Annotated in this window: 20 protein-coding genes; 8 read left to right on the plus strand and 12 right to left on the minus strand. The window is 40.8% G+C overall.

Features of this window, described 5'->3' with window-relative positions; all coding sequences use genetic code 11:
- Window positions 1-484: 484 nt before the first annotated feature.
- On the minus strand, window positions 485-871 hold the full coding sequence (locus ACFQZJ_RS01240; RefSeq protein ID WP_379931738.1) for a carboxypeptidase-like regulatory domain-containing protein: 387 nt from the start codon (window positions 869-871) through the stop codon (window positions 485-487).
- Between the two features lie 175 nt (window positions 872-1,046).
- Here ACFQZJ_RS01240 and dgt point away from each other — a divergent pair, with 175 nt between their 5' ends.
- On the plus strand, window positions 1,047-2,390 hold the full coding sequence (gene dgt, locus ACFQZJ_RS01245; protein WP_379931739.1) for a dGTP triphosphohydrolase: 1,344 nt from the start codon (window positions 1,047-1,049) through the stop codon (window positions 2,388-2,390).
- On the opposite strand, the gene ACFQZJ_RS01250 is transcribed toward dgt, so the two are convergent.
- Both ACFQZJ_RS01250 and ACFQZJ_RS01255 read right to left on the minus strand, forming a co-directional pair.
- The gene (locus ACFQZJ_RS01250) at window positions 2,387-3,514 is read right to left on the minus strand and encodes a DUF3078 domain-containing protein (protein WP_379931740.1); all 1,128 of its coding nucleotides are present in this window, start codon (window positions 3,512-3,514) and stop codon (window positions 2,387-2,389) included. The two genes, dgt and ACFQZJ_RS01250, sit on opposite strands and share 4 nt — an antisense overlap.
- Window positions 3,511-5,340 (minus strand): 1-deoxy-D-xylulose-5-phosphate synthase, encoded by a 1,830-nt coding sequence (locus ACFQZJ_RS01255; protein WP_379931741.1) that lies wholly within the window; start codon window positions 5,338-5,340, stop codon window positions 3,511-3,513. Before ACFQZJ_RS01255 ends, ACFQZJ_RS01250 begins: the two co-directional genes overlap by 4 nt.
- 79 nt (window positions 5,341-5,419) lie before the next feature.
- On the opposite strand from ACFQZJ_RS01255, the gene ACFQZJ_RS01260 reads away from it, so the two are divergent.
- Together ACFQZJ_RS01260 and ACFQZJ_RS01265 are read left to right on the plus strand one after the other, a co-directional pair.
- Window positions 5,420-6,535 carry a hypothetical protein gene (locus tag ACFQZJ_RS01260; protein WP_379931742.1) on the plus strand — a complete coding sequence of 372 codons (1,116 nt, stop codon included), beginning with the start codon at window positions 5,420-5,422 and terminating at the stop codon, window positions 6,533-6,535.
- Window positions 6,536-6,630: 95 nt separating this feature from the next.
- A complete protein-coding gene (locus ACFQZJ_RS01265) occupies window positions 6,631-7,074 on the plus strand; it encodes a nucleoside deaminase (protein WP_379931743.1) in 444 nt (147 codons plus the stop codon).
- A 92-nt stretch (window positions 7,075-7,166) separates the two neighbouring features.
- Here ACFQZJ_RS01265 and ACFQZJ_RS01270 read toward each other — a convergent pair whose 3' ends face one another.
- The 3 genes from ACFQZJ_RS01270 to ACFQZJ_RS01280 form a co-directional block, all read right to left on the minus strand.
- A complete protein-coding gene (locus tag ACFQZJ_RS01270) occupies window positions 7,167-8,699 on the minus strand; it encodes a Do family serine endopeptidase (RefSeq protein ID WP_379931744.1) in 1,533 nt (510 codons plus the stop codon).
- A gap of 80 nt (window positions 8,700-8,779) precedes the next feature.
- The gene (locus ACFQZJ_RS01275) at window positions 8,780-8,920 is read right to left on the minus strand and encodes a hypothetical protein (protein ID WP_379931745.1); all 141 of its coding nucleotides are present in this window, start codon (window positions 8,918-8,920) and stop codon (window positions 8,780-8,782) included.
- A gap of 136 nt (window positions 8,921-9,056) precedes the next feature.
- Window positions 9,057-9,212 carry a hypothetical protein gene (locus ACFQZJ_RS01280; protein WP_379931746.1) on the minus strand — a complete coding sequence of 52 codons (156 nt, stop codon included), beginning with the start codon at window positions 9,210-9,212 and terminating at the stop codon, window positions 9,057-9,059.
- Between the two features lie 442 nt (window positions 9,213-9,654).
- On the opposite strand from ACFQZJ_RS01280, the gene ACFQZJ_RS01285 reads away from it, so the two are divergent.
- The 3 genes from ACFQZJ_RS01285 to ACFQZJ_RS01295 all read left to right on the plus strand — a co-directional run bounded on the left by ACFQZJ_RS01285 (window position 9,655) and on the right by ACFQZJ_RS01295 (window position 12,015).
- Entirely contained in the window at window positions 9,655-10,134 is a 480-nt protein-coding gene (locus ACFQZJ_RS01285; protein ID WP_379931747.1) for an Hsp20/alpha crystallin family protein, read from the plus strand.
- A gap of 522 nt (window positions 10,135-10,656) precedes the next feature.
- The gene (locus ACFQZJ_RS01290) at window positions 10,657-11,460 is read left to right on the plus strand and encodes a patatin-like phospholipase family protein (RefSeq protein WP_379931748.1); all 804 of its coding nucleotides are present in this window, start codon (window positions 10,657-10,659) and stop codon (window positions 11,458-11,460) included.
- 132 nt (window positions 11,461-11,592) lie between these two features.
- Window positions 11,593-12,015, plus strand: coding sequence for a hypothetical protein (locus ACFQZJ_RS01295; RefSeq protein WP_379931749.1), 423 nt, complete (start codon window positions 11,593-11,595; stop codon window positions 12,013-12,015).
- 118 nt (window positions 12,016-12,133) lie between these two features.
- On the opposite strand, the gene ACFQZJ_RS01300 is transcribed toward ACFQZJ_RS01295, so the two are convergent.
- From ACFQZJ_RS01300 to aspS, 6 genes are all read right to left on the minus strand, one after another.
- Window positions 12,134-12,472, minus strand: a complete 339-nt coding sequence (locus ACFQZJ_RS01300; RefSeq protein WP_379931750.1) for a hypothetical protein — start codon at window positions 12,470-12,472, stop codon at window positions 12,134-12,136.
- Between the two features lie 360 nt (window positions 12,473-12,832).
- Window positions 12,833-14,620 (minus strand): chloride channel protein, encoded by a 1,788-nt coding sequence (locus tag ACFQZJ_RS01305; RefSeq protein WP_379931751.1) that lies wholly within the window; start codon window positions 14,618-14,620, stop codon window positions 12,833-12,835.
- A gap of 59 nt (window positions 14,621-14,679) precedes the next feature.
- Complete coding sequence (locus ACFQZJ_RS01310) at window positions 14,680-15,486, minus strand: tetratricopeptide repeat protein (RefSeq protein ID WP_379931752.1); 807 nt, start codon at window positions 15,484-15,486, stop codon at window positions 14,680-14,682.
- Window positions 15,458-16,000, minus strand: a complete 543-nt coding sequence (locus ACFQZJ_RS01315) for a hypothetical protein (RefSeq protein WP_379931753.1) — start codon at window positions 15,998-16,000, stop codon at window positions 15,458-15,460. Before ACFQZJ_RS01315 ends, ACFQZJ_RS01310 begins: the two co-directional genes overlap by 29 nt.
- A gap of 4 nt (window positions 16,001-16,004) precedes the next feature.
- On the minus strand, window positions 16,005-16,175 hold the full coding sequence (locus ACFQZJ_RS01320; protein ID WP_379931754.1) for a hypothetical protein: 171 nt from the start codon (window positions 16,173-16,175) through the stop codon (window positions 16,005-16,007).
- Between the two features lie 261 nt (window positions 16,176-16,436).
- On the minus strand, window positions 16,437-18,185 hold the full coding sequence (gene aspS / locus ACFQZJ_RS01325) for an aspartate--tRNA ligase (protein ID WP_379931755.1): 1,749 nt from the start codon (window positions 18,183-18,185) through the stop codon (window positions 16,437-16,439).
- A gap of 254 nt (window positions 18,186-18,439) precedes the next feature.
- Here aspS and ACFQZJ_RS01330 point away from each other — a divergent pair, with 254 nt between their 5' ends.
- Both ACFQZJ_RS01330 and ACFQZJ_RS01335 read left to right on the plus strand, forming a co-directional pair.
- Window positions 18,440-18,787, plus strand: coding sequence for a nicotinic acid mononucleotide adenyltransferase (locus tag ACFQZJ_RS01330; protein WP_379931756.1), 348 nt, complete (start codon window positions 18,440-18,442; stop codon window positions 18,785-18,787).
- 299 nt (window positions 18,788-19,086) lie between these two features.
- The gene (locus ACFQZJ_RS01335) at window positions 19,087-22,032 is read left to right on the plus strand and encodes a SusC/RagA family TonB-linked outer membrane protein (RefSeq protein WP_379931757.1); all 2,946 of its coding nucleotides are present in this window, start codon (window positions 19,087-19,089) and stop codon (window positions 22,030-22,032) included.

Genomic DNA, 22,032 nt, shown 5'->3' on the forward strand with positions numbered 1-22,032 from the left:
TCGACAAAAACTAATAGTAAAATGAAATCACGGTCGTCTTAAGACAGTAACGAAGTTCGCCCTTAGGCTTGATCTTTATGTAACGTCAATATTAAGTAATCTTTAATTTTACGAACACTGATTTGGCCATCATACGATGATGCTCGAGTATTTCGATTTTCATAGATTGTGATTTTGGTATGGGATACAAAAAACGAACATCTGCTCATGACTCGTTTAAAGTAGGGTTGGGGTGAGAATTTAAGTAGCTCGTTCTGTAACAGGAATAGGTTCGATAAAAAATTGGAATTCAATACTGAATATCACAAACATAATCCACGCTTAAAACCTTGTTTTGAGTGTTTTATAGAACGGTGGTTTATTATTTGGCTATAGGTGTTATTCGAACTTCCTCAGTAGGACATGAATTTATGGTCACCTTTAAACTATTTAAAGACCGATAGTCTTTAGTCGGTTTTGGTATTGGATCTCAAAATTTTGGGTGTTATTTCAATCCACTTGGTTGTGTGCCATTTTTGGTAGAAACCAAATTGGTCTCCGCCACATCTGTTAGGCTTATGTTTTTGGCTTGCAATCTGCGATTGATTTGGGTGTTGCCGTTATTGCGTACAACTATGGGGAACTCTAAATCTTCGTATCCTAAAAAACTAACTTTCAAGACATATTCTCCTGGGATAATGTCTACGATTTCAAAGTTTCCGTTAAAATTGGTCCACGTGCTCCATGTGGTGCCTTTTAACACCACATTGGCCATTAGTAAGGGTTCGTTATATTGTTCCGCGTCTAGAATTTTACCTTTTATAGAACCGCCTTCCTGCGCTTTTAAGAGGAAGGACAGGAGTAGTGAGACAATGATAAACAGGTGTTTCATACTTGCAAACATTAATATGCCACAAAGAAACATGTACAAGGTTAAGTTAAAGTTAACCAAGGGTTATTTGTATATATCGTAACCGTTAACACTAGGTTTCCAGGTTTTTGACAAATTCGTATAGACTTAGCTATAAAGGTCAAAAAATGTATCTTGCAAACCTTAAATAGATACCATGAACTGGGAGCGATTACTATCTTTACGCAGAAGAGGAGATACCAATAAACGACTACGAAACGAACAGGACGAAACACGGTTGGGTTTTGATGTGGATTATGACCGCATCATCTTTTCATCCGCCTTTAGGAGCCTACAGGACAAGACACAGGTGATTCCGCTTTCCAAGACAGATTTTGTACACACACGGCTTACCCATAGTTTGGAAGTATCCGTCGTTGGTAGAAGTTTGGGAAGATTGGCCGGAAAGAAAATTTTGGAAAAGCACCCCTATCTTAAAGAGGTACATGGCTATCAATTCAATGATTTTGGGGCCATTGTAGCTGCCGCTGCGCTGTCCCACGATATTGGAAACCCACCTTTTGGACACAGTGGGGAAAAGTCTATTGGCGAGTATTTTAAATCTGGAAAGGGCAGGGTTTTTAAAGACCATCTCTCGGAAAAGGAGTATCAGGACATTGTAGATTTTGAGGGAAATGCCAACGGATTTAAGTTGATGACCCAAGATAGGGAAGGTGTTTACGGCGGACTCCGCCTAAGCTATGCTACCCTTGGGGCCTTTATGAAATATCCAAAGGAGTCCTTGCCCAAGAAACCAACGAAACACATTGCCGATAAAAAGTTCGGGTTTTTTCAGACCGAAAAAAATACCTTTAGCGCAGTAGCAACAGATTTGGGACTAAAGCAAACTTCGGACGGGAATTCCATTTCCTTTGCACGACATCCACTTACTTTTTTGGTAGAGGCGGCCGATGATATTTGTTATACCATTATCGATTTTGAGGACGGTATAAATCTTGGACTTATCTCCGAAGATTATGCCCTGGAGTATCTTATTAAGTTGGTAAAGGATACCATTAACACAAAAAAATATCACTCTTTGGCCTATAAAGAAGATAGATTGAGCTATCTACGGGCATTGGCCATAAATACGCTTATACAAGACGCTGTAGCTATATTTATGGAGAACGAGACCGCTATTCTTAACGGTGATTTTCATGTTTCCCTTATGGATAAAAGTAAATATGATGCGCAAATCAAGGATATCATCGCTTTAAGTGTACAGAACGTGTACCAGGCACAAGAGGTAGTTGAAAAAGAAATTGCCGGCTATACCATCATTGCCGATATTTTGGACGTGTATGTACATGCTTTGGTGAAAAAGAAAGAAAACAAGGCGTCCAATTACCATAATTTGATCTTACGGACCCTACCGGAATTCTACAGGCGCACGAGTTTATCGCTTTATGAAATATTATTGAATACCTGTTGTTACGTTGCCAGCCTGTCGGATAGTTCGGCAGTGCATATCCACAATAAAATCAAGGGAAGGCAGCTCTAAAAATCATAGGCGATACCAATGCCCAGTACTTGTTTAAATTGGAGCCTGGGTTCTCCGGGGTCTATAACGTTTCCGTTGTCGCCTTTTACCTCGTCAAACAAGATATCGTCATCATAAATAAGATGGGTGCCAATAGTGGTCAATATATATTTGTTTACACGAAAGCGAACGTTGAGTTCCCAGTCCACGTCAATATTTCCAAAGCTTGCCAAATAATCGGTATAGAGATTCAGTCTACTCCTTATATTCACATTTTTGGCAACGTCCCAGTCAAAATTATTGGTAATCAGGAAACCTAGCTCTATAAAATGGTTTTCGCCATCGCGTATGATGTTGCCATCGGCATCCCGCACAGCTTTTTTTACACCAAAGGCACCTCTGTCGGCCAATCGTTGGTCCAAAACAAAAGTCGACTTTTGGGTAATGGGCGATAAATACAAATTAAATTTTTGATTTTCACTAATGTAAGAGGTTCCCGCTCCCAAGAAAAAGTAGCCGGGTGCCATAAAACGTGATATAGGGGTTTCCCTATCGGGATATTTATAACCATTGGAAAATTGTGTGTTAAAGTTCAGTTGGGCGGAATAGTACCAATTGCTTATGGTATCCCTACGGTAGCCCAAATTGGAACTAAGTCTAAACACATCCTCTGTTTTTCGTACTCTCCTGCCTTCTTGGGCGTTTAGGCCATAACGCATATTAAGGTCGTTGTCCCATTGAAAATACCTGAATTTATAGTTGCGTACAAAGCGCAGGAAACCCAATCCACTAACGGCATTATCACCACCCGCATTCCAGTTTACAAAGGCCGCCTCGCTTAGGTTTATTCCAAAAGTATTCTCCTTGGTCCAAAACGAAGGAACCCGAAACCTTTTGTATTTGTCTTTTAGGGGTTTTGTTTTATTAAAGGAAACAACGGGGTTCGTGAGGTTTACCCCCCTTGGTATGTGTTTTATTTTGGTCAGGGTCTTTCTGATTACAATAGTGTCCGTAACCGTAGTATCCAATACCATGGTATCCCTAACTACCGGAGTAGGAATGGAATCTTGGCCAAAAGCTATGGTCGAAACCATGATAAGCACAAGACTCGTGGCAAACTTCTTAAATACAAGCGGTCTTTTCATAAAATTTCTTCTATATACGATTTTACCGTTTCTTTGTCCATACCGGCTATTTTGTACAGATCCTTAACAGGGCCATGTGTTATAAATTCGTCTGGAATACCAAACATCTTGCTATTTTTTGTGATGTTCTCCGCGTTAACGAACTCGAGCACCGCACTTCCAAAACCTCCTGTAATACAACCGTCCTCTATGGTGATGATCTGGTCATAACTTGCGAAAATACTCCTTAACCTATTTTTATCCAAAGGTTTTATAAAAGGAAAATCGTAATGTCCTATGCTGGTGGTATCATTAAGTTCGTTTATAATTTCAGAAATCATAATTGCTACGGGCCCAGTGCTCAATACGGCAATTTTATTTCCTTGTTTGAGCTCAAAAGACATGCCAATTTTCAAGGTTGAATAGGGTTTTTTCCAATCCAACAAAACGCCTCGACCTCTAGGATATCTTATGGCAATAGGTTGGTCCAGGCCAAGTTGTGCGGTGTACATAATATTCCGCAGCTGAATTTCGTTTTTGGGAGCAAAAATAATAAGGTTGGGAATGCAGCGTAAATAAGCGATGTCAAAAACACCGTGATGCGTTGGTCCGTCTTCGCCCACAAGTCCGGCACGGTCCAAACAGAAGATGACAGGTAGGTTTTGCAGCGCTACATCATGGATTACCTGGTCATAAGCCCTTTGCAAAAAGGTAGAGTAAATGTTACAAAACGGTATCATCCCTTCGGTTGCCATTCCGGCGGCAAGGGTTACGGCGTGTTGTTCCGCAATGCCCACATCAAAAGCGCGGTCGGGGAAGGTGTCCATCATGTAGCGCAACGAGCTTCCCGTGGGCATTGCAGGGGTAATGCCTATGATTTTATCATTATTACGGGCCAGATCTACAATAGTGTGTCCAAATACATCTTGAAATTTTGGGGGTTGGGGCTTGTCGGATTTTTTAATCAGTTCCCCTGTTACACTATTAAATTTTCCCGGGGCATGGTAGGCTACCTGGTTTTCCTCCGCTTTTTTAAGTCCCTTACCTTTGGTAGTGATGATGTGGAGCAGTTTAGGCCCGGAAACAGACTTTAACCGTTCCAGTTCCTTCACCAGACCTTCCATATCGTGACCGTCTATGGGTCCTGAATATGCCATGTTCAGGCATTCAAAAATATTCTCGTCCTTGGCCGTTCCTTTTTTAACATTGGTCAGGTATCTCTTTAACGCACCTACACTTGGGTCAATACCAATGGCATTATCGTTTAGGATAATGAGGATATTCGCATCGGTTACACCGGCATGGTTTAGGCCTTCAAAAGCCATACCGCTGGCAATGGAAGCATCGCCTATGACCGCCACATGTTGTCTTGTAACATCCCCTTTTAATTTGGAAGCTATGGCCATGCCCAAAATAGCCGAGATAGAAGTAGAACTATGTCCCGTTCCAAACGTATCGTATTCACTTTCTTCGCGTTTGGGGAAACCGCTAAGTCCGTTTAACTGTCTGTTCGTTTCAAAAACCGCTTTACGGCCCGTTAGTATTTTATGTCCGTAAGCTTGGTGGCCTACGTCCCATATCAATCGGTCTTCAGGTGTATTGAATACATAATGGAGTGCAATGGTAAGTTCCACGACACCCAAACTGGCTCCTAAGTGCCCTTCTTTGGTAGCAATGACCCCAATGATAAACTCCCTTAGTTCCTTTGCCAAATGCGGTAAATCCGCCAACTGCAGCTTGCGCAAGAGTTCTGGGGAGGAGATGCTGTCTAGAATAGGTTTCAATGCTGAAAGTATTGGAACTGCAAAGCTACGGATTTTACTTTTTGGCCGCGTATCCTTCTTCATTGTTTAAAAATAGGAGAGTGTAGGTACTATATTGAAGGTTTGGGCGTTTTGTTTGGACATTAATTTATACAAACCAGTCATGAAAATTATTTTTAGAAGTGCTATTATGGCAGCCTTGTTAATTACAGCTGCATGTAGTAAGGACGACAAAGACAACACGGCGGAGCAAGCCGAAGAGCAGGCGGAACAATTGGAAAACACCCCTTTGGAGGCAAACAGTGTTTCAGATAACGTTATTATCGAAGGCGGAAGCAAGGAAATGGGTGCCCCGCCAACACCAAATGGCGCTATTACGCTAGATATAGGTGATACCGGTAAAACGGCGTTTTTGAACGAAGGATTTGAAATTTCCTTAAATTCGAATGCCACCATCACCGGGGCATACTTAAGATTTAAGGAGGCGGACGGTACCGTGGCCGATTCTTATTATGATATTGACCTGTCTGCCAATACCATTAACGGTAAAAGTTTAACTATTTCCAAGGCGAAAAAGAAGGGTGCAAATTTGGTTTCTGCCAAAAATGATGTAACGGTTTTAGATATTGACTTTAGTACGCTCATAGAACCGGGTACGTTTTGCTATGAAATATGTGTATATGACGCTAACGGAAACATTAGTGCTCCGCAAGAAGTATGCGCCATTGTTGGGAGCTGGGGCGGAAATGCCGATTTAGTTGGAAGTTGGGATATGACAAAACAAGAGTATACCGAAGATGGCGAAACAACCATTGAAGTTCTAGGGGAAGAATCCTGTTTTACCGAGAGCGTATTTTGTTCCAATAACGACTCTTTTGAGTATCAGGAGTGTTATACGACCGAGTTGGGTAACATTACCTTTAAGTCCGATGGTAGCTTTACAACAGACTTTAGAGGTGTGGATACGGAAATTGATTATGAGGCTTCTTCAACGCAATGCCAAGAAGTTTTTGAAGAAGATGAGGAGTATAAGGAGGCATACAAAGGATTTTGGGCCTATAGCTCAACAACGTCAAAATTAACTTTGGTAGCTTATGAGAACACTTATACCGAAGCAGGTGAGACAGAAACCGAATTATTGGAAAACGGAGAGGGAGAATTAATTTTTGACGGGGTAATTCAACTAACAGATACGACCATGGTTATTTCCGAGGAAGAGGACTATGATCTGGACGGCACTATTGATGAATTTTTCAAAATCTTTTTTGAGAAAAATTAAATCGAAACCATACTCAATCCTAAAACCCTCTATTGTTAGAGGGTTTTTTTGTGCCTAGTTTCAAAAAACCTTAGTATTGTGCCCAAATTGGGTCTATGATACTTCCTTACGACGATACCTATTTTATGAAAAAAGCCTTGCAGGAAGCGGAGTACGCTTTTGAGCGTGGCGAAATACCGGTGGGCGCCGTTATCGTAATCCAAGACCGTGTTATCGCCAGAGGCCATAATCTAACGGAGCAGTTAAATGATGTTACCGCGCATGCAGAAATGCAGGCCATTACCGCTGCCTCTAATTTCTTAGGTGGCAAATACTTAAAAGGCTGTACCTTGTACGTTACGCTAGAGCCTTGTCAAATGTGTGCAGGTGCTTTATACTGGAGCCAGATAGATAAAATAGTATTTGCAGCAAGTGATACCAAACGTGGCTATGGCGCAATGGGCACGCAACTACATCCGAAGACTACCATCACCGGTGGGGTTTTGGAAAACGAAGCGGCCGATCTGTTGCGTCGGTTTTTTGATAAGAGAAGAAATTAACAGTTGGATGGTCAAACCTATTGATTTTGATTTTTGTTGCGTTTTCAGTCCTGTCTATGACAAATAAAAAAGGGGCTTTCGCCCCATTTTTATTAAGAGTCCATTCCAAATGCGTAGTAGTATTTACCGGGCCTGTCCTCATAGGTCCCTTCTAACATTACGCCTCCACGTTTATCTTCAAGAAAATTCGCTACATCTTCTATATCCTTCACTTTTTTACCATCGATATGGGTAATGATGAAGCCTTCTCTCATTTGGGTTTCTTTTTTAATTTTCCCAGCATATAAACGAGTTACTTTTACGCCTCCATCGATATCCAGTTTTTTCGCAGCTGATTTGTCCAAAGTTTCAAAATCCGCACCTAGAAGATTAAGCACTTCCTTCTTTTCTTTTTTCATGATATCCGTGCCGCCGTTGGAGTTCTCCAGCACAACATCAAAAACTTTCTCCTTACCATCGCGTTTAACGGTAACTGCTACGGTATCACCTGGTCGTTTGCTGGCAATTAGTTCTTGCAGCCTTGGCGATGTATGCACCAAAATATCGTTGACCTTGGTAATCACATCTCCTTCTGCAATACCGGCCTTTTCGGCCGCGCTGTCCTCACCAACATTTTCTATCCAAACGCCCTTGGTGAAGTCCACGTTCTTTTCCTTGGCCAGATTACCGTCCATGGTGCGGATGGTTACGCCCAACATACCGCGTTGAACGCTGCCGTATTTTAAAATATCCTCTACCACTTTGGTAACGATATTGCTGGGCACAGCAAAACCATAGCCATTATAGGTTCCCGTTCTACTGGCAATCGCCGTATTGATGCCGATTAAGTTGCCTTCCAAATTTACCAAGGCGCCCCCACTATTACCGGGATTGATAGCAGCATCTGTCTGGATGAAGCTTTCTACCGCAAACTTCTCCTTGTTAATATTAATATTACGGGCTTTTGCACTTACGATACCTGCCGTTACCGTAGAATTCAGTCCCATGGGGTTGCCAACGGCCAATACCCACTCGCCAACTTCAACATCATCCGAGTTTACCATGGCCATGGTCTTTAGATTGTTGGCCTTGATCTGAAGCAAGGCCAGATCGGTAGTAGGGTCTGTACCGATAACGGTAGCCGGGTAAACTTCATTATCGTACAGGGTTACCTCTACTTCGTCTGCATTGTCTATGACGTGGTTGTTGGTAATGATGTATCCTTTATCGTTTATGATAACCCCGGATCCTGTTCCGTACATGGGCTGTGGTTGTAGCTTGCCTTCCGGTACTTGTGGGGAATTCCGGAACATGTCCCCGAAGAAGTCCCTAAAGGGGTCGGGCAATTGCCTATACTCTAACCGCGGGGAATTATTGGCCTCCACGGTCCGGATCGATTTAATATGAACCACCGCATTCAACACTTTATTGGTGGTAGCGGTAAAATCCAAAGGGGTGATATTGCCCTCTTTATCTGCGGTATATAGTACGTGCTCACTTTGGATGCCATCTACTTTTTCTAGGGTTATTTTTTCATCTTGCGACCATTGGTTGCCCATAATGACACCAAAACTAACTAAGAGCGCAATAAGTCCGGAAATAACATAAGTTTTCCACATATTTTGAGGTTTATATTCAGTTTTCATTGTACTAAGTATTAAATTAAAATTTAGGTTTTCTCTTTCCTGTTTTCTTATAATCAAATTTGAAATATGGTAACCCAATTTTAGTCTTGGGTATCTTCATCTTTCTTGCCAAAAGATGATGAGGTCTTTGAATTGTCCTTAAATAGCGTTTTTGTGGTCAGATATAAAAAAACGATATAAAGGAGGGTCAACAACGATAGGCCAAACGCCAGTTTTTCCATAACTACATTAATATAAAATGAATTTTTATTTTACAGATTTTGACAAATCCCGTGCCGGAAAAAGCCTTAAAAATGCCAAAGTTCTTTAAACTCATTTGCAAGCGAAGCTAGGTTTAGAGCTAGCGAACCCTGTAGTTTATGGGCTGCCTACAAATTGATATTGTTCGCTCTTTCTCATTCTACGGTAAAGGTCGTCGTTGACCTGAACCGGTATTTGAAGGTTGGGAAATTGGATTTGATAATACTCCTGCTTTTTACCGATCAGTTTTACTGCGATAGGTTTTTTTTCCATAATGATAGTTTTAAAGGGTACCCTTATGGGAACTGGTTAAACAATTTGTACTATTTATTTTATTGCGTGTTTTGTTATGGATTTTAACTCCATGTAGTTGTGTACAAAATTTCAAATGTCATGCCAAACGTACGCGGCTAAAGTGTGCGATTTTCTTATTTATAGTTATGGACAACGCTAATATACAGGGCTTTTTACTATACGAATTGATACTGTAAACGTATGACATACAGTTTCTTGCGGGTGAAAAAATGACATTTTCAATTTGATTGAAAATGCCAAACTGACATTTTATTTTAGTTTTTTTTAATAGAAACCTGTCAAAATCCTAAAGAAATTTTAAAAGAATTTGTCAGGTAGCTACAGCTTGTAATTTGGCACTTGATTTGCCTTTTTGCTTTTAGAAAATTTGAATTATTGTTTAACTTAAAATGTTGTAGTTATGAGTAATTTGGTAACAACAAGAAAAAATGGAAGTTTGGCAAATACAAATTCGAATGGCCTTACTTCTCCCATCTGGTCCTCTTGGATAGATGAAGTCTTCAACAGGGACCTGCCATCTGTCTTTACCTCCAACTTTAACACGGGTATTACCCTGCCTAAAGTCAATATTAGGGAAACCAAGGATGCTTATTTTGTAGATATGGCCGTTCCCGGTCTTAAAAAATCGGATTTTCAGATAGACCTGGAGAATCAATTACTTTCTATTTCCACTGAACTAGAGGAAAGCAAGGAACAGGAAGATGTTCATTTTACGCGCAGGGAGTTTGGGTATGCCTCCTTTAAACGCACCTTTTCCTTGCCGGAAACCGTAAACGAGGATGCTATAAAAGCAAAATATGAAGAAGGTGTACTTCAAATACATTTACCCAAGAAAGAAGAGGCCAAACAAAAACCCGCAAGAAGTATTAAGATTTCGTAATTGGATTAGCAAGGTTATCGGAGCGTGAGTCTTATACATAGCTTGGCTCCGTAACTTTTTGTAGTTCTTTTCAATTGGAACCAAAAATAATTGGATAACTCAGTGATTGGGGGATAAAATGCCGAAGGTTGTAATTTTCTACACGGAAATGAATTCAATTAACGACCGTTAGGTTACTACTATACCTATTGCCAGTATCAAGAATTATACGCGCAAAAGGTAAGGGTTAATGAAAGAGATAAAGCTTAAGCCTAAGATATGCATCAGAAAAACTATTACAGCTCCAAGGTACTGCGAATACTACCGCTGCGCTACTTTTTCACGATGTAACCTTAGCGGTGCTATGCTAAAATCGATAAAATGCCAGTATTCATTGTATCTCGAAGCTTCATACGAAGTGCCAATACAAAATTTGGGTTAAACGGTATAAGGAAACATGGAAGGAACATATCAAATATTCCAGTGATTTTAGCTAATAAGACTAAGTTTTAAAACAGCAACAGAATAATAGATTTTGATAGCATGAAACTACAATATCTTGAGGAAAAGGGCATAGGCCTGGTTCTTTCGGGTGGAGGGGTTAAAGGAATGGCGCATATAGGCCTATTAAAAGCGCTACATGAGAGAGGGATCTATCCTGAATTCGTTTCCGGTGTCAGTGCCGGGGCCATTGTCGGCGCCTTGTACGCCAACGGTATCGGTTCTTCCGATATGCTTGACTTTTTTAAGGAAACACCATTGTTCAAATATAATTTTTTTACGTTTAACAAACCTGGACTTTTCGATACAGAAAAATATCATTCCTTTTTTTCGAAATACTTTGAGAAAGATACGTTCAATACCTTGGAGAAGTCGTTATTCGTTACCGCTACCGACCTACAATCTGGGGTTGCTAAAGTATTTAGTTCTGGCGAATTGCTACGTCCTTTGTTGGCCTCTGCAGCGCTGCCTCCGGTCTTTAATCCCGTGACCATCGATGGCCGTCTTTATGCAGATGGCGGTATAATGAACAATTTTCCTATTGAACCATTGCTCAATAAGGCCGGCTTTATCATCGGATGCTATACCTCGGGCATGAAGGTGGTGGGTAACGGAGTTTTAAAAAACCCGATTCAATTGGCAAATCGAACCAATCAATTGATGCTGCATGCCAATAGTATGGAAAAGTTATATGCCACGGATCTTTTGTTCAGACCTGCAGGTTTGGAGCATATTGGCGTTCTGGACAAAAAAGGAATCGATAAAGCGTTTGTTATCGGTTACGACCATGCATCACGCTGTTTAGATGACTGGAATTCTTCGGATAAAATAGGTATTGCAGATTAGGGTCAACCAAGTTTTATTTTGATTCTTAAAGAGTAAAACGCTCAAAGAAAAGAACTATCGGGAACGTTAAACGATCCAGAAGACGATAAACATTAAAGAAATAAATGAAACAAAAGCCAAAAATAACTTAGTATGAAAACATATTCAACTTTAAAAGCACATTACCTTGTTCTTGTATTTATGTTATTGTTCGCCTTGCCCTCGCTAAAGGCTCAAACCTTGTACGCCTTAAAAATAGACCGCAAAATTCGTTTTGAGGCAAGGGATATTACAGCTGCATATCAACCGCGTCTGGTTATGGGCATGGACCAAGCCTTGGAATTCCAATCTACCGTAGCCCGATTTTTGGTCAAAAAACAGGCCGTGGAACAGGATCCTTCCTTATCACAAAAAGCAAAATATGAGCTATTGAAACAGTTGAGCAGCCGTGAGACCTCTGAAATGGCAGATGTGCTTGAGTCTTACCGTTGGCAGGAATATATGCGGTTAAAACCACAGCTGCAGCCTATACCCGAACCTGGTGTTCTTAAACAAGATCTTTTGGTACAAGATTAGCTTTTACAAAGTAGGGCGTGAACGATAGGTATGAATTTACTACCATATTTTTTGTGGGATAGTAAAGCTGTTTTTTCCTGGAGGCCTAAAATATCGATAGTATGCTAAGACCGTGCTTTTATTTGTCTTCCGAATCCTTAGGCGGTCTTCCCTGCATTTTTCGCACGTTCTTTTCGTTCAGCATATAGTCGTCCCAATTTCGGGTTTTGCTCTCCTTGTATAGAAACAGGGGCATGGCCAATAAAAACAGGCCCAAAGTTCCACCACCTATGTATTTGTGTGCTAGGGCTTGTTCCTCCGCATCCAAGGTATAGCCGTAGATAATGGAGCCCAAAGATGCTAATACGATTATGGTAATGATATACTTCAACTTCATATATACAAAGTTACACAAAGAATGATGAATTTGTAAAGCGAACAGCTCACCTACGCCTTCCTCTTCTAGGATTTCTGCCACCTCTGCGCTTTTTGGATTTTGTCCATTTGTCTACTAACGGTATTAAAATAAAAATTGCGGCCATTAGGACTATCGTAAATAGAAGGTAGTAATTCATGGTTGTATTAGTAAGAGATTAATATGGCGTCCGCACCGAAAAGCATTTTTAAGTTGTATCCCATAAAAATATATTTTCGAAATATTTCTAAAGTATTGATTTTTAATTGGAATGCGTCCGTTAAAAAGTAAGCCTGTTTAGAATACTTAGTATTTCAACCTTTTTGCTACATACGCAATAGTATAAAGTTACAAAATTGATAAAGCGAAAAGAAATTCAATTATAGATGCCAAGCACATCATGGCCAGTAACCAAAAGCATTATCAATTCTCCGTAAAATTAATAAGTTCTTTGCGATATGCAGTCAGTAGTTTAGACTTGGAAACGAAACCTAAGTAGTTTCCTTTTTTTATTACCGGTAAATTCCATGCACCACTTTTTTGAAACTTGGCCATTACCTTTTCCATACTATCTTCCCCGTAAAAAATGACATCAGGTGGCTGGTGCATAAAGGTACTTACGGTAGTGGTGTCGTAAAGTGTGGTGTCGAACATGAATTCACGGATATCGTCCAAGAGTACAATACCTACCAATAGGTGATCTTGGTTTACTACGGGGTATAGGTTTCTGGTAGACTTGGAAACCGATCGGTGCAGCATTTCGCCGAGCGTCATGTCCGGAGTTATGGTTTTAAAATCCCTTTCTATTACATCATCTAGCCGCATAACGGTGAGAACGTTTTTATCCTTGTCATGCGTAAGCAAAGCACCTTGTTCCGCCAACTCCCTTGTATATATGGTGTGGTCCAAGGTGTTTTTGGTGATGAGGTAGGAGATGGCAGCGGTAATCATTAGAGGAACAAAAAGCTCATAACCACCGGTTATTTCGGCAATAAGGAATATAGCCGTTAAGGGCGCATGGAGCACTCCGGCAATGAGTCCGGCCATACCTATTAGCGTGAAATTACTTTCGGACACTTCAAATCCAAAACCCAGATTATTGATGATTTTTGCCACCACGTTGCCCAGCGCGCTTCCCATGACCATGGTAGGAATAAAGATTCCACCCGCCCCACCGGCAGCAAAGGTGGTGGTCATGGCAACGGCCTTGAAAATAGTAAGACCAAATAACAGCGCAATGACCACCCAAATATTATCCATATATCCATCGAACGGGTTGCTGCCCAAGGCGGCAATATGGTCTCCTTTTAATAGGTTATTGATAAAGTCGAAACCTTCCCCATAGAGTGGGGGAATAAAATAAAGCATAACCCCAATGGCAAGCCCCCCGAACAGTAATCGGTATTTCGGACTTTTTAAAGGCTCGAACAATTTTAGGATGCCAAAGTACATTTTAGTAAAATAGACAGATGCTATTGCCGTGCCAATGCCAAGGATAATATAGAACAGGGTGTCGTTGACCTCAAAACTATCGGCAAGGGAAAAGTTAAAGAGTACTTCGTTCCCTAAAAAGAAATAGGAGGTAAGCACCCCGGATATAGAGGATAAAAGTAAGGGTAGCATGGAGACCATGGTAAAATCCATGCTAAATACCTCTACGGCAAAAATAATAGCTGCAATCGGAGCCTGGAAAATAGAGGAAATAGCACCTGCAGAGGCACAGGCGATCAGGAGTTTACGTGTTTTGGCGTTCACATGGAGTAATTGACCCAAATTGGAGCTTATGGCAGAACCCGATGCCACAGCAGGTCCCAAAAGTCCTACAGAACCACCAAAACCTACGGTTAAGGGGGCGGTAATTAGAGGCGTATATATTTTTTTAAGGTTGATGATCCCTTTCTTTTTGGACAAGGCGAACAAAATGGATGAAATAGCGTGCTCCAGTTTTTCCTTATGAACAAACTTTACATAGAGGTAGACCAAGGTCAAACCTATAATCGGGAGAATAAAATAAAGCTGGTTACTTGAAAACACGATACCGTCCTCCAAGGCAGATTCTATAAAATAAGTAAGGTTTTTTAAGGTAACGGCCGCCAACCCGGCAAGCAGACCCACAATCACCGCCAGAACGTGGGTAAAGGTCTTGTTGGAGATATTTTTATACCGCCATTTTATAAATTTGGTAAAGAGTTTTTGTTGTAGGGTGGGCATGAACCGTTTTTGCTAGATTAAAAGTATAAAAAATAGGGTTCACGGATCACTTTCGCTTGCTAATTCGTAAGGGAATCTTTAAGCTCCGTCAAATCTCCCATATAAAGCTGTCTCAGAGTTTCTACGTAGGCACGGTTATTATAGTACCCTGCAGTAAAATCTGCGATGGCTTCTTCCACCAGAAGCAAGGCTTCTTGTTTTTGACCTTGTTCAGATAGAATTTTGGCTTTATAATATTTACTATCCGCTGTTTGTTTAAAATACCGTATGGCTTTATCAAAATTTTCCAATGCTTTTTCGTTATTACCCGATTCGTAATAAGCGATACCACGATATAAAAAGGCCTCCAATTCTACCCAATCCTCTCCGGAATCTTCGGTTTCTTTACTAATGTGTTTGTCCCAGTAAGTAATAGAATTTTTATAGTCTTTAAGACCTAAATAAGCAATGCCGCGCCAAAAATCTACACTGTGGCCTTGGGGATAATCTAAATACGGCGTTAAGGTGTCGGAAGCGTTAAAATCTGCAATGGCTCTCTTGTAATCTCGGTAGAACCAGAGGTAATTATAGCCACGGTACGGTTGCCATTTCACAGCGTCATATTTAACCGCCTCTTTTATCCATTTTTCCCATTCGTGCGGAATACCCCTCTTTAAATACGGAATGGATAACTCTCGGTAGGCTTCGGCATTGGTGGAATCCAATTCTAATATATGGGCAAATGCATTCATGCAGGTTGGGGTGCCTTGGTAATTGGCATGTTTGCCAAATTCCATAGCTGCATCTATCTTTTCCTCTTTTGTATTACACGAGAATAAAAACAGGCCTAACAGAACACTAAGGAATAATTTCTGTGATTTTTCCATCTTCAATTCGGTATGATATGTACATGTAAGAATCAACTTTGTTGCCATTTATAACATTTGGATTCCAGTTTTTTAATGCCAAGGTAAGTTTAAGAAGCTGTTCTTTTAGTTTAGGATTGAATCTTTTGGGAACTAGGTTCAAATCATTTTCATGAAGTACATACCTGCCAGTTTCTCCCTTGCAATTAATAACAAAGCGAATATTTAGGTATCCGGACTCTGTGTAGTCATTCGTATTGAAATTGTTAAGAATAAACTTTCGGAGTCCGTTTTTCCCTTCACCGTACCTAGCGCGTTCTGGGTTATAATAATCAAAAATATAGTCCCCGCAGGGCTCAAAACCTTCCGAAAAAACTGCAATATCAGGGTCAATGTAGCCCACACGCTGCATATAGACATTGGTAGACGGAACGTATCTTTTGTAATAGGTATACCAAGTATACATATAAACACCTCCCAGCATCAAACCTAGCCCTAAAAGACTAAAAAGCAATATTTTAACCCAGTTCTTCATGACTTTAAAAGTAAGGAAAAATAAAGTAGTCCCACGGATTGGAAATTGTAAGGATACTGTTGTTCTTTGATAGTTCTTTCAAACAGTCTACCATAAAATCCGCCACCGCTTTTCTGGAAATGAGGAGGTTTGGTTTTGGAATATTGTTCCAGTTTTCTATACCGCAACTAACCATTGGCCTTGTCTTTGCGAGGTACGAAGCAATCTGTTGAATCCTTGTATGGAGGTGAAACAGTTTGCCGCGTCGCATCGGGCTTCCTTCAAAATTTCAAGTTTGGAACTGCTCCTCGCAAAGACGGATTTTTGATTTTTTTTGGACCACATTATACAGGTGAAACAGTTTGCCGCGTCGCATCAGCTTTTGTTTATTGTTTCAATCTTGGAATAGCTCCTCGCAAAGACGAACCTGAAACTAAGAGTGACGACCCAAAAACTACTAGAAATCCAACTTCAGCCCCAGTTCTTTTAGTTGTGCGTCATCAATCGGGGCAGGGGCATCGATCATTACATCGCGGCCGCTGTTGTTTTTTGGGAAGGCGATAAAGTCCCGTATGGTTTCCTGTCCGCCTAAAATAGCGACCAATCTATCGAGGCCAAAAGCGATGCCGCCGTGTGGCGGAGCACCATACTGGAAGGCATCCATTAGAAAACCAAACTGTGCTTTTGCCTCTTCCGGGGTAAAGCCCAAATGCTTGAACATGGTAGCTTGGGTTTCCTTATCGTGTATACGAATAGAACCGCCGCCTATTTCGTTTCCGTTTAATACCAAATCGTAGGCATTGGCGCGCACTGCCGCTGGATCCGTATCCAATAATGCCAACTGTCCGGGTTTTGGAGATGTAAACGGGTGGTGCATGGCATGGTAATGTCCTGTTTCCTCATCCAGTTCCAACAAGGGGAAATCTATTACCCACAGTGGGGCAAATTCCGTATTTTGCCGCAGCCCTAATCTTGTTGCCAATTCCATACGCAAGGCACTTAATTGGGCTCTTACTTTGTTTGTATCTCCGGATAATATACAAATTAAATCACCAGGTTTTGCCCCGGTGGTTTCGGCCCATTTGGCCATGTCTTCCTGGTCATAAAATTTATCGACCGAAGATTTAAAACTTCCGTCATCATTACACCGGCAATAGACCATTCCTAAGGCACCTATTTGGGGGCGTTTTACCCAATCTATCAGTTTGTCAATTTCTTTACGGGTGTATGAATTTGCACCTGGTACGGCAATGCCAACCACCAATTCTGCGGAATTAAAAACATTAAATTCCTTGTGTTGGGCTACTGCGTTCAACTCACCAAACTCCATCCCAAAGCGAATGTCCGGTTTGTCGTTGCCGTATTTGGCCATGGCGGCATCATAAGTCATTCTAGGGAAATTTTCGACGTCTACGCCTTTTATGCTTTTGAGCAGGTGTTTTGTAAGTCCTTCAAAGGTGTTTAAAATATCCTCTTGCTCCACAAAGGCCATTTCACAATCGATCTGTGTAAATTCTGGCTGTCTGTCCGCACGTAAATCCTCGTCCCTAAAACATTTTACAATTTGAAAATATTTATCCAAACCACCTACCATAAGCAACTGCTTAAAAGTTTGTGGGGATTGTGGCAGGGCGTAAAACTGCCCTTCGTTCATTCGGCTTGGTACTACAAAATCACGGGCACCCTCCGGGGTGGATTTTATTAAATAAGGCGTTTCTACCTCTATGAACTCTTGGTCGGAAAGGTAATTGCGCACCTCCATGGCTACTTTACTACGGAAGATGAGGTTCTCTTTTACCGGATTTCTACGGATATCCAGATACCTATACTTCATCCGTAGGTCTTCGCCACCATCAGTTTCGTTTTCTATGGTAAAGGGAGGGGTTTTGGATTCGTTAAGGACTACTAGTTCCTCTACTAAAACCTCTATATCACCCGTAGGTATGTTTGCGTTTTTAGAAGCCCGTTCTATTACATTACCTTTAATCTGTATAACGAATTCCCGACCTAAATTACGGGCCTTTTCCAGCAATTCGGGAGCTGTCCTGTCCGTATCGAACACCAATTGCGTAATGCCGTAACGATCGCGGAGATCTACCCAGACCACAAAGCCTTTATCACGTGTTTTGGAGACCCACCCAGATAGGGTAACGGCTGTTTGTATATGTGATTCTCTTAACTCTCCGCAGGAATGGCTTCTATACATGATGTCTTTTTTAAATACCGCGCAAATTTAAGAAGTCTAATCCATTAAAGGCATAAAGAGAATAATGGTTTTGCATAAGAATTATGAACGATAATAATATTACATGTAATTAGTTAATTGCATGATTATAAATGTTTTACAGGTGTAATGTTAAATTAATGTAAATTAAAAGTTAGTTAATTGTTCTAATTGTGGAAAATAATGGTATCTTAGTATCGTTTAATTTATAGGTACATCAACTTAAAAACATAGCAATGAAAAAAATATTTTACATAGTGGCACTTACATTTTCCTTTGGTGTTTATGCCCAGGATGTAGCACCAAAATTCGAGAAGGAAGGTAATAAAGTAAAAGCGACTTACTTTCATACCAATGGAGAAATAGCACAACAAGGTTATTTTCTGAACGAAAAATTAGAAGGCGAATGGACTATGTTCAACGAAAAGGGCGATAAAATTGCCATGGGCAACTATTTCAAAGGTGCTAAAACAGGAACTTGGATGTTTTGGGAGGGCGATACGGTAAAGGAAGTTGATTTTAATGATAATCGAATTGCTGCGGTAACGGAGTCTAAACGTAGGAAGTCTATTGTGAAAAATTAAATAGTACTTTTTTTTTGTAATGAACATGCCTGTGCTTTAATGTACGGGCTTTTTTATTTTAAAATTTTCACAAATGATTGATTGTTAATCACCTTAGCCTCATTTATTTTGAGAATTTTTAGGGCATTACAGGTTTTAAACTTTTCACGACGACTAGAAAAGTAATTTTTTCGTTTCTATTATTTATCCAAATCCTTCAGAAGCAAACCGTTAAATCTCAAAAAAACATAAATATTATTAATTAGTTCCATAAATGTTTCTTTTATTTGAATTTTATATACTAACTCAAATTTATGAACATGAAAAAAGCTTTATGCAAAAATGCGATGGCCTTTGTATTGTTTTTGTTGCCTTTGACGATGATGGCACAAGGAACGATACAAGGTGTTGTCTCTGATGAAACAGACGTGCCCGTACCTGGGGCAAGTGTAGTGGTAAAAGGAACCACTAACGGAACAATTTCCGATTTTGATGGAAATTATAGCATTACCGTAGATAGTTTTCCTGCCACTTTAGTATTTTCGTCTTTAGGGTATTCGACGAAGGAAGTTAATGTAACCGGAGCGGCTACCCTGAACATGACTTTGGAAGAAGCTGTAACCGGCTTGGACGAAGTCGTAGTCACGGGACTGGCCTCCTCCGTAAAAAGAGAGAATTTGGCCAATGCCGTAGCTACGGTATCTGCCGAGGAATTGGTGGGTACTACAGGACAAACAACCGTAGATGGGGCGCTTTACGGTAAAGTTCCAGGTCTTAATATCACATCTTCCTCAGGAGCACCGGGTGGAGGTTTTGCTTTACGTCTTAGAGGTATTTCATCTATTAACGGGAACAACCAACCTTTGATTATTGTTGATGGCGTGTATTACAATAACGTGGAGATTCCGTCGGGTCTTCGTTTCGCTTCCGGTGCAAACCGTGGGAATGAAGAGAACTCTGGAAACAGATTGGCAGATTTAGACCCAAACGACATTCAGAATATCGAAATACTTAAAGGTTCTTCCGCTGCTGCCATTTACGGACAACGCGGGGGTGCAGGGGTTATCTTGATTACGACCAAAAGAGGGCAGGCCGGTAAGACCAAGATTAGCTTTAGTCAAGATGTGGGTTCAAACACCATTGCAAATCCGTTGGGCATGCGTCCTTGGACAGCGGATTCTGTGGAAAGCACTTTTAACGCTGCAGAACGTGCCAAATACGAAGCAACTATAGCGGAACGTGGCAGTCTGTACGATTATGAGGATATCATTTACGGCGAAACAGGATTTATTACGGATACCCGATTAAATGCTACCGGTGGTAATGAAAAAACCAGATTTTATGTGGGTGGTGGTTTTAGGGACGAAGAAGGTATTATCAAAAATACCGGGTTTGACCGTTTAACCTTACGTGCCAACATAGAGCACAAGATTTCCGATGTATTTGATTTTACTTCAAGTACAAACTTTACAAGAAGTAACTCTAGTAGAAGTTTTACGGGTAATGAAAACGAAGGTGGACTTAGTTATGGCTATACCTTGGCTTTTACAAGACCTTGGAACAATCAATTCCCAGATGCGAACGGTAACTATCCCAACAACCCCAACTATTCCGGTAACCCTATTTTTGTGCGGGACAATGCCTTGAACGAGGATAGCAACAACCGTGTGGTACAAGGATTAACGTTGAATACTAAGATATTGACTACTGAAAAGAACCGTGTCAAACTAGTTTTAAGTGGTGGTTTGGATTATTTGGCAAACGAAACGTATGTGTACGTTCCAGAAACACACCAAGCACAGATAGGGAACCAAGGAGGTTTTATAGCACAGGGAAAAAACAACTTCACACAATTTAATGGTCAGGCGATTATGCTTTGGAACCATGATGCTATGGATGGTGATTTAGGTTTGACTACCCAGGCGGGTATTACCTATTTATCACAAGAGTCTAATTTGGTAAACAGTCGTGGTGCTTTATTAGCAGCTGGGCAAACCAACGTAGATAATTCGGTGAATCAAGAAATTGACCAATTTTTAAGTAGCGAAGAAGATTTCGGGTATTTTGGTCAGCTAGAGGCAAATTATAAAGACCAGTTCATTGCAACTGTAGGGTATCGTTTGGATAAGTCCAGTAGAAATGGAGACCCCAATAAGTTTTATGGATTTCCGAAAGCTTCTTTGGCCGTAAACGTTGCTAATCTAGATTTTTGGAACGTTGAAGCGATTAGTCAATTGAAGTTTAGAACAGCTTATGGTGAAACCGGGAGTCCTGCGAATTTTGGGGCAACCTTCACAAGTTTAGGAGCTAGTAATATCGGTGGTGCTATTGGGCAATCGGTTTTAGGTTCTAAAGGCGATCCAGACGTAGAACCAGAAACCTCAGCAGAATTTGAAATTGGTTTTGATTTAGGTCTTTTTGACAATAAAGTAGCTTTTGAGGCAACCTACTATAATAAAGCGGTCAATGACCTAATTCTTACCAGAGCCTTGCCAGCATCATCAGGTTTTACCTCGGAAACCACAAACTTGGGTGATTTGGTTAATAAAGGTGTAGAACTTGCCTTGCGTGCCGACGTAGTGGATAATGAAAACTTCAGATGGAATACAGGTTTAAACTGGTTTAGGAACCGATCGGAGATTACCCGTTTAGAGGTACCGGCGTTTCCACAACCAGGAGCAGGTTTTGGGTTGGGATTAGGAACTATTTTTATCCAAGAAGGGAAGCCGGTAAATCAATTTGCCACAAATTTAGACTTAGATGGCGATGGGGTTACGGAACCTACACAGATTGGTGTTGCAGAACCTGATTATCAAATGGGCTGGAACAACAATATTACCTTGTTCAAGCAATTTGATGTTTCCTTTATCTTTCAGATGAAAGTGGGCGGGGACAACTTAAACCTATCCAAGTTCTTAACAGATCTGGGTGGGGTAACACCAGATTTGGAGACTGCTGACGGACAGGCTCGATTGTCTATACCTGCAAACGGACAACGTTTCTTGGAGCCGGCCGGTTATTTAAGATTACGAGAGGCAGCAATTTACTATAGATTACCATCGGCCACTATTGCCACTATTTTTGGTGATACGGTCGAAGCTGTAAAATTGGGCTTTTCAGGAAGAAATTTGTTTTTGGTTACCGATTATACGAGTTATGACCCCGAAGTATCCGTAAACGGAAGTAGTGGTCTGTCAACAGGTATCGAGGTAACCCCTTTTCCAAGTTCACGTCAAGTGTACTTTCACTTAAATGTTAACTTTTAA

This window comes from Maribacter chungangensis (assembly GCF_042676845.1).
Lineage (GTDB): Bacteria > Bacteroidota > Bacteroidia > Flavobacteriales > Flavobacteriaceae > Maribacter > Maribacter chungangensis.

Bases quoted from the DNA above. Each gene is read 5' to 3' on its own strand.
- ACFQZJ_RS01240 (WP_379931738.1), bottom strand. From the start codon at position 871: ATGAAACACCTGTTTATCATTGTCTCACTACTCCTGTCCTTCCTCTTA.
- ACFQZJ_RS01305 (WP_379931751.1), bottom strand. From the start codon at position 14,620: ATGCCCACCCTACAACAAAAACTCTTTACCAAATTTATAAAATGGCGG.
- ACFQZJ_RS01295 (WP_379931749.1), top strand. From the start codon at position 11,593: ATGAAAACATATTCAACTTTAAAAGCACATTACCTTGTTCTTGTATTT.
- ACFQZJ_RS01255 (WP_379931741.1), bottom strand. From the start codon at position 5,340: ATGAAGAAGGATACGCGGCCAAAAAGTAAAATCCGTAGCTTTGCAGTT.
- ACFQZJ_RS01335 (WP_379931757.1), top strand. From the start codon at position 19,087: ATGAAAAAAGCTTTATGCAAAAATGCGATGGCCTTTGTATTGTTTTTG.
- ACFQZJ_RS01275 (WP_379931745.1), bottom strand. From the start codon at position 8,920: ATGGAAAAACTGGCGTTTGGCCTATCGTTGTTGACCCTCCTTTATATC.
- ACFQZJ_RS01250 (WP_379931740.1), bottom strand. From the start codon at position 3,514: ATGAAAAGACCGCTTGTATTTAAGAAGTTTGCCACGAGTCTTGTGCTT.
- aspS (WP_379931755.1), bottom strand. From the start codon at position 18,185: ATGTATAGAAGCCATTCCTGCGGAGAGTTAAGAGAATCACATATACAA.
- ACFQZJ_RS01270 (WP_379931744.1), bottom strand. From the start codon at position 8,699: ATGAAAACTGAATATAAACCTCAAAATATGTGGAAAACTTATGTTATT.
- ACFQZJ_RS01265 (WP_379931743.1), top strand. From the start codon at position 6,631: ATGATACTTCCTTACGACGATACCTATTTTATGAAAAAAGCCTTGCAG.
- ACFQZJ_RS01330 (WP_379931756.1), top strand. From the start codon at position 18,440: ATGAAAAAAATATTTTACATAGTGGCACTTACATTTTCCTTTGGTGTT.
- ACFQZJ_RS01310 (WP_379931752.1), bottom strand. From the start codon at position 15,486: ATGGAAAAATCACAGAAATTATTCCTTAGTGTTCTGTTAGGCCTGTTT.
- ACFQZJ_RS01260 (WP_379931742.1), top strand. From the start codon at position 5,420: ATGAAAATTATTTTTAGAAGTGCTATTATGGCAGCCTTGTTAATTACA.
- ACFQZJ_RS01280 (WP_379931746.1), bottom strand. From the start codon at position 9,212: ATGGAAAAAAAACCTATCGCAGTAAAACTGATCGGTAAAAAGCAGGAG.
- ACFQZJ_RS01315 (WP_379931753.1), bottom strand. From the start codon at position 16,000: ATGAAGAACTGGGTTAAAATATTGCTTTTTAGTCTTTTAGGGCTAGGT.
- ACFQZJ_RS01285 (WP_379931747.1), top strand. From the start codon at position 9,655: ATGAGTAATTTGGTAACAACAAGAAAAAATGGAAGTTTGGCAAATACA.
- ACFQZJ_RS01290 (WP_379931748.1), top strand. From the start codon at position 10,657: ATGAAACTACAATATCTTGAGGAAAAGGGCATAGGCCTGGTTCTTTCG.
- dgt (WP_379931739.1), top strand. From the start codon at position 1,047: ATGAACTGGGAGCGATTACTATCTTTACGCAGAAGAGGAGATACCAAT.
- ACFQZJ_RS01320 (WP_379931754.1), bottom strand. From the start codon at position 16,175: ATGGTTAGTTGCGGTATAGAAAACTGGAACAATATTCCAAAACCAAAC.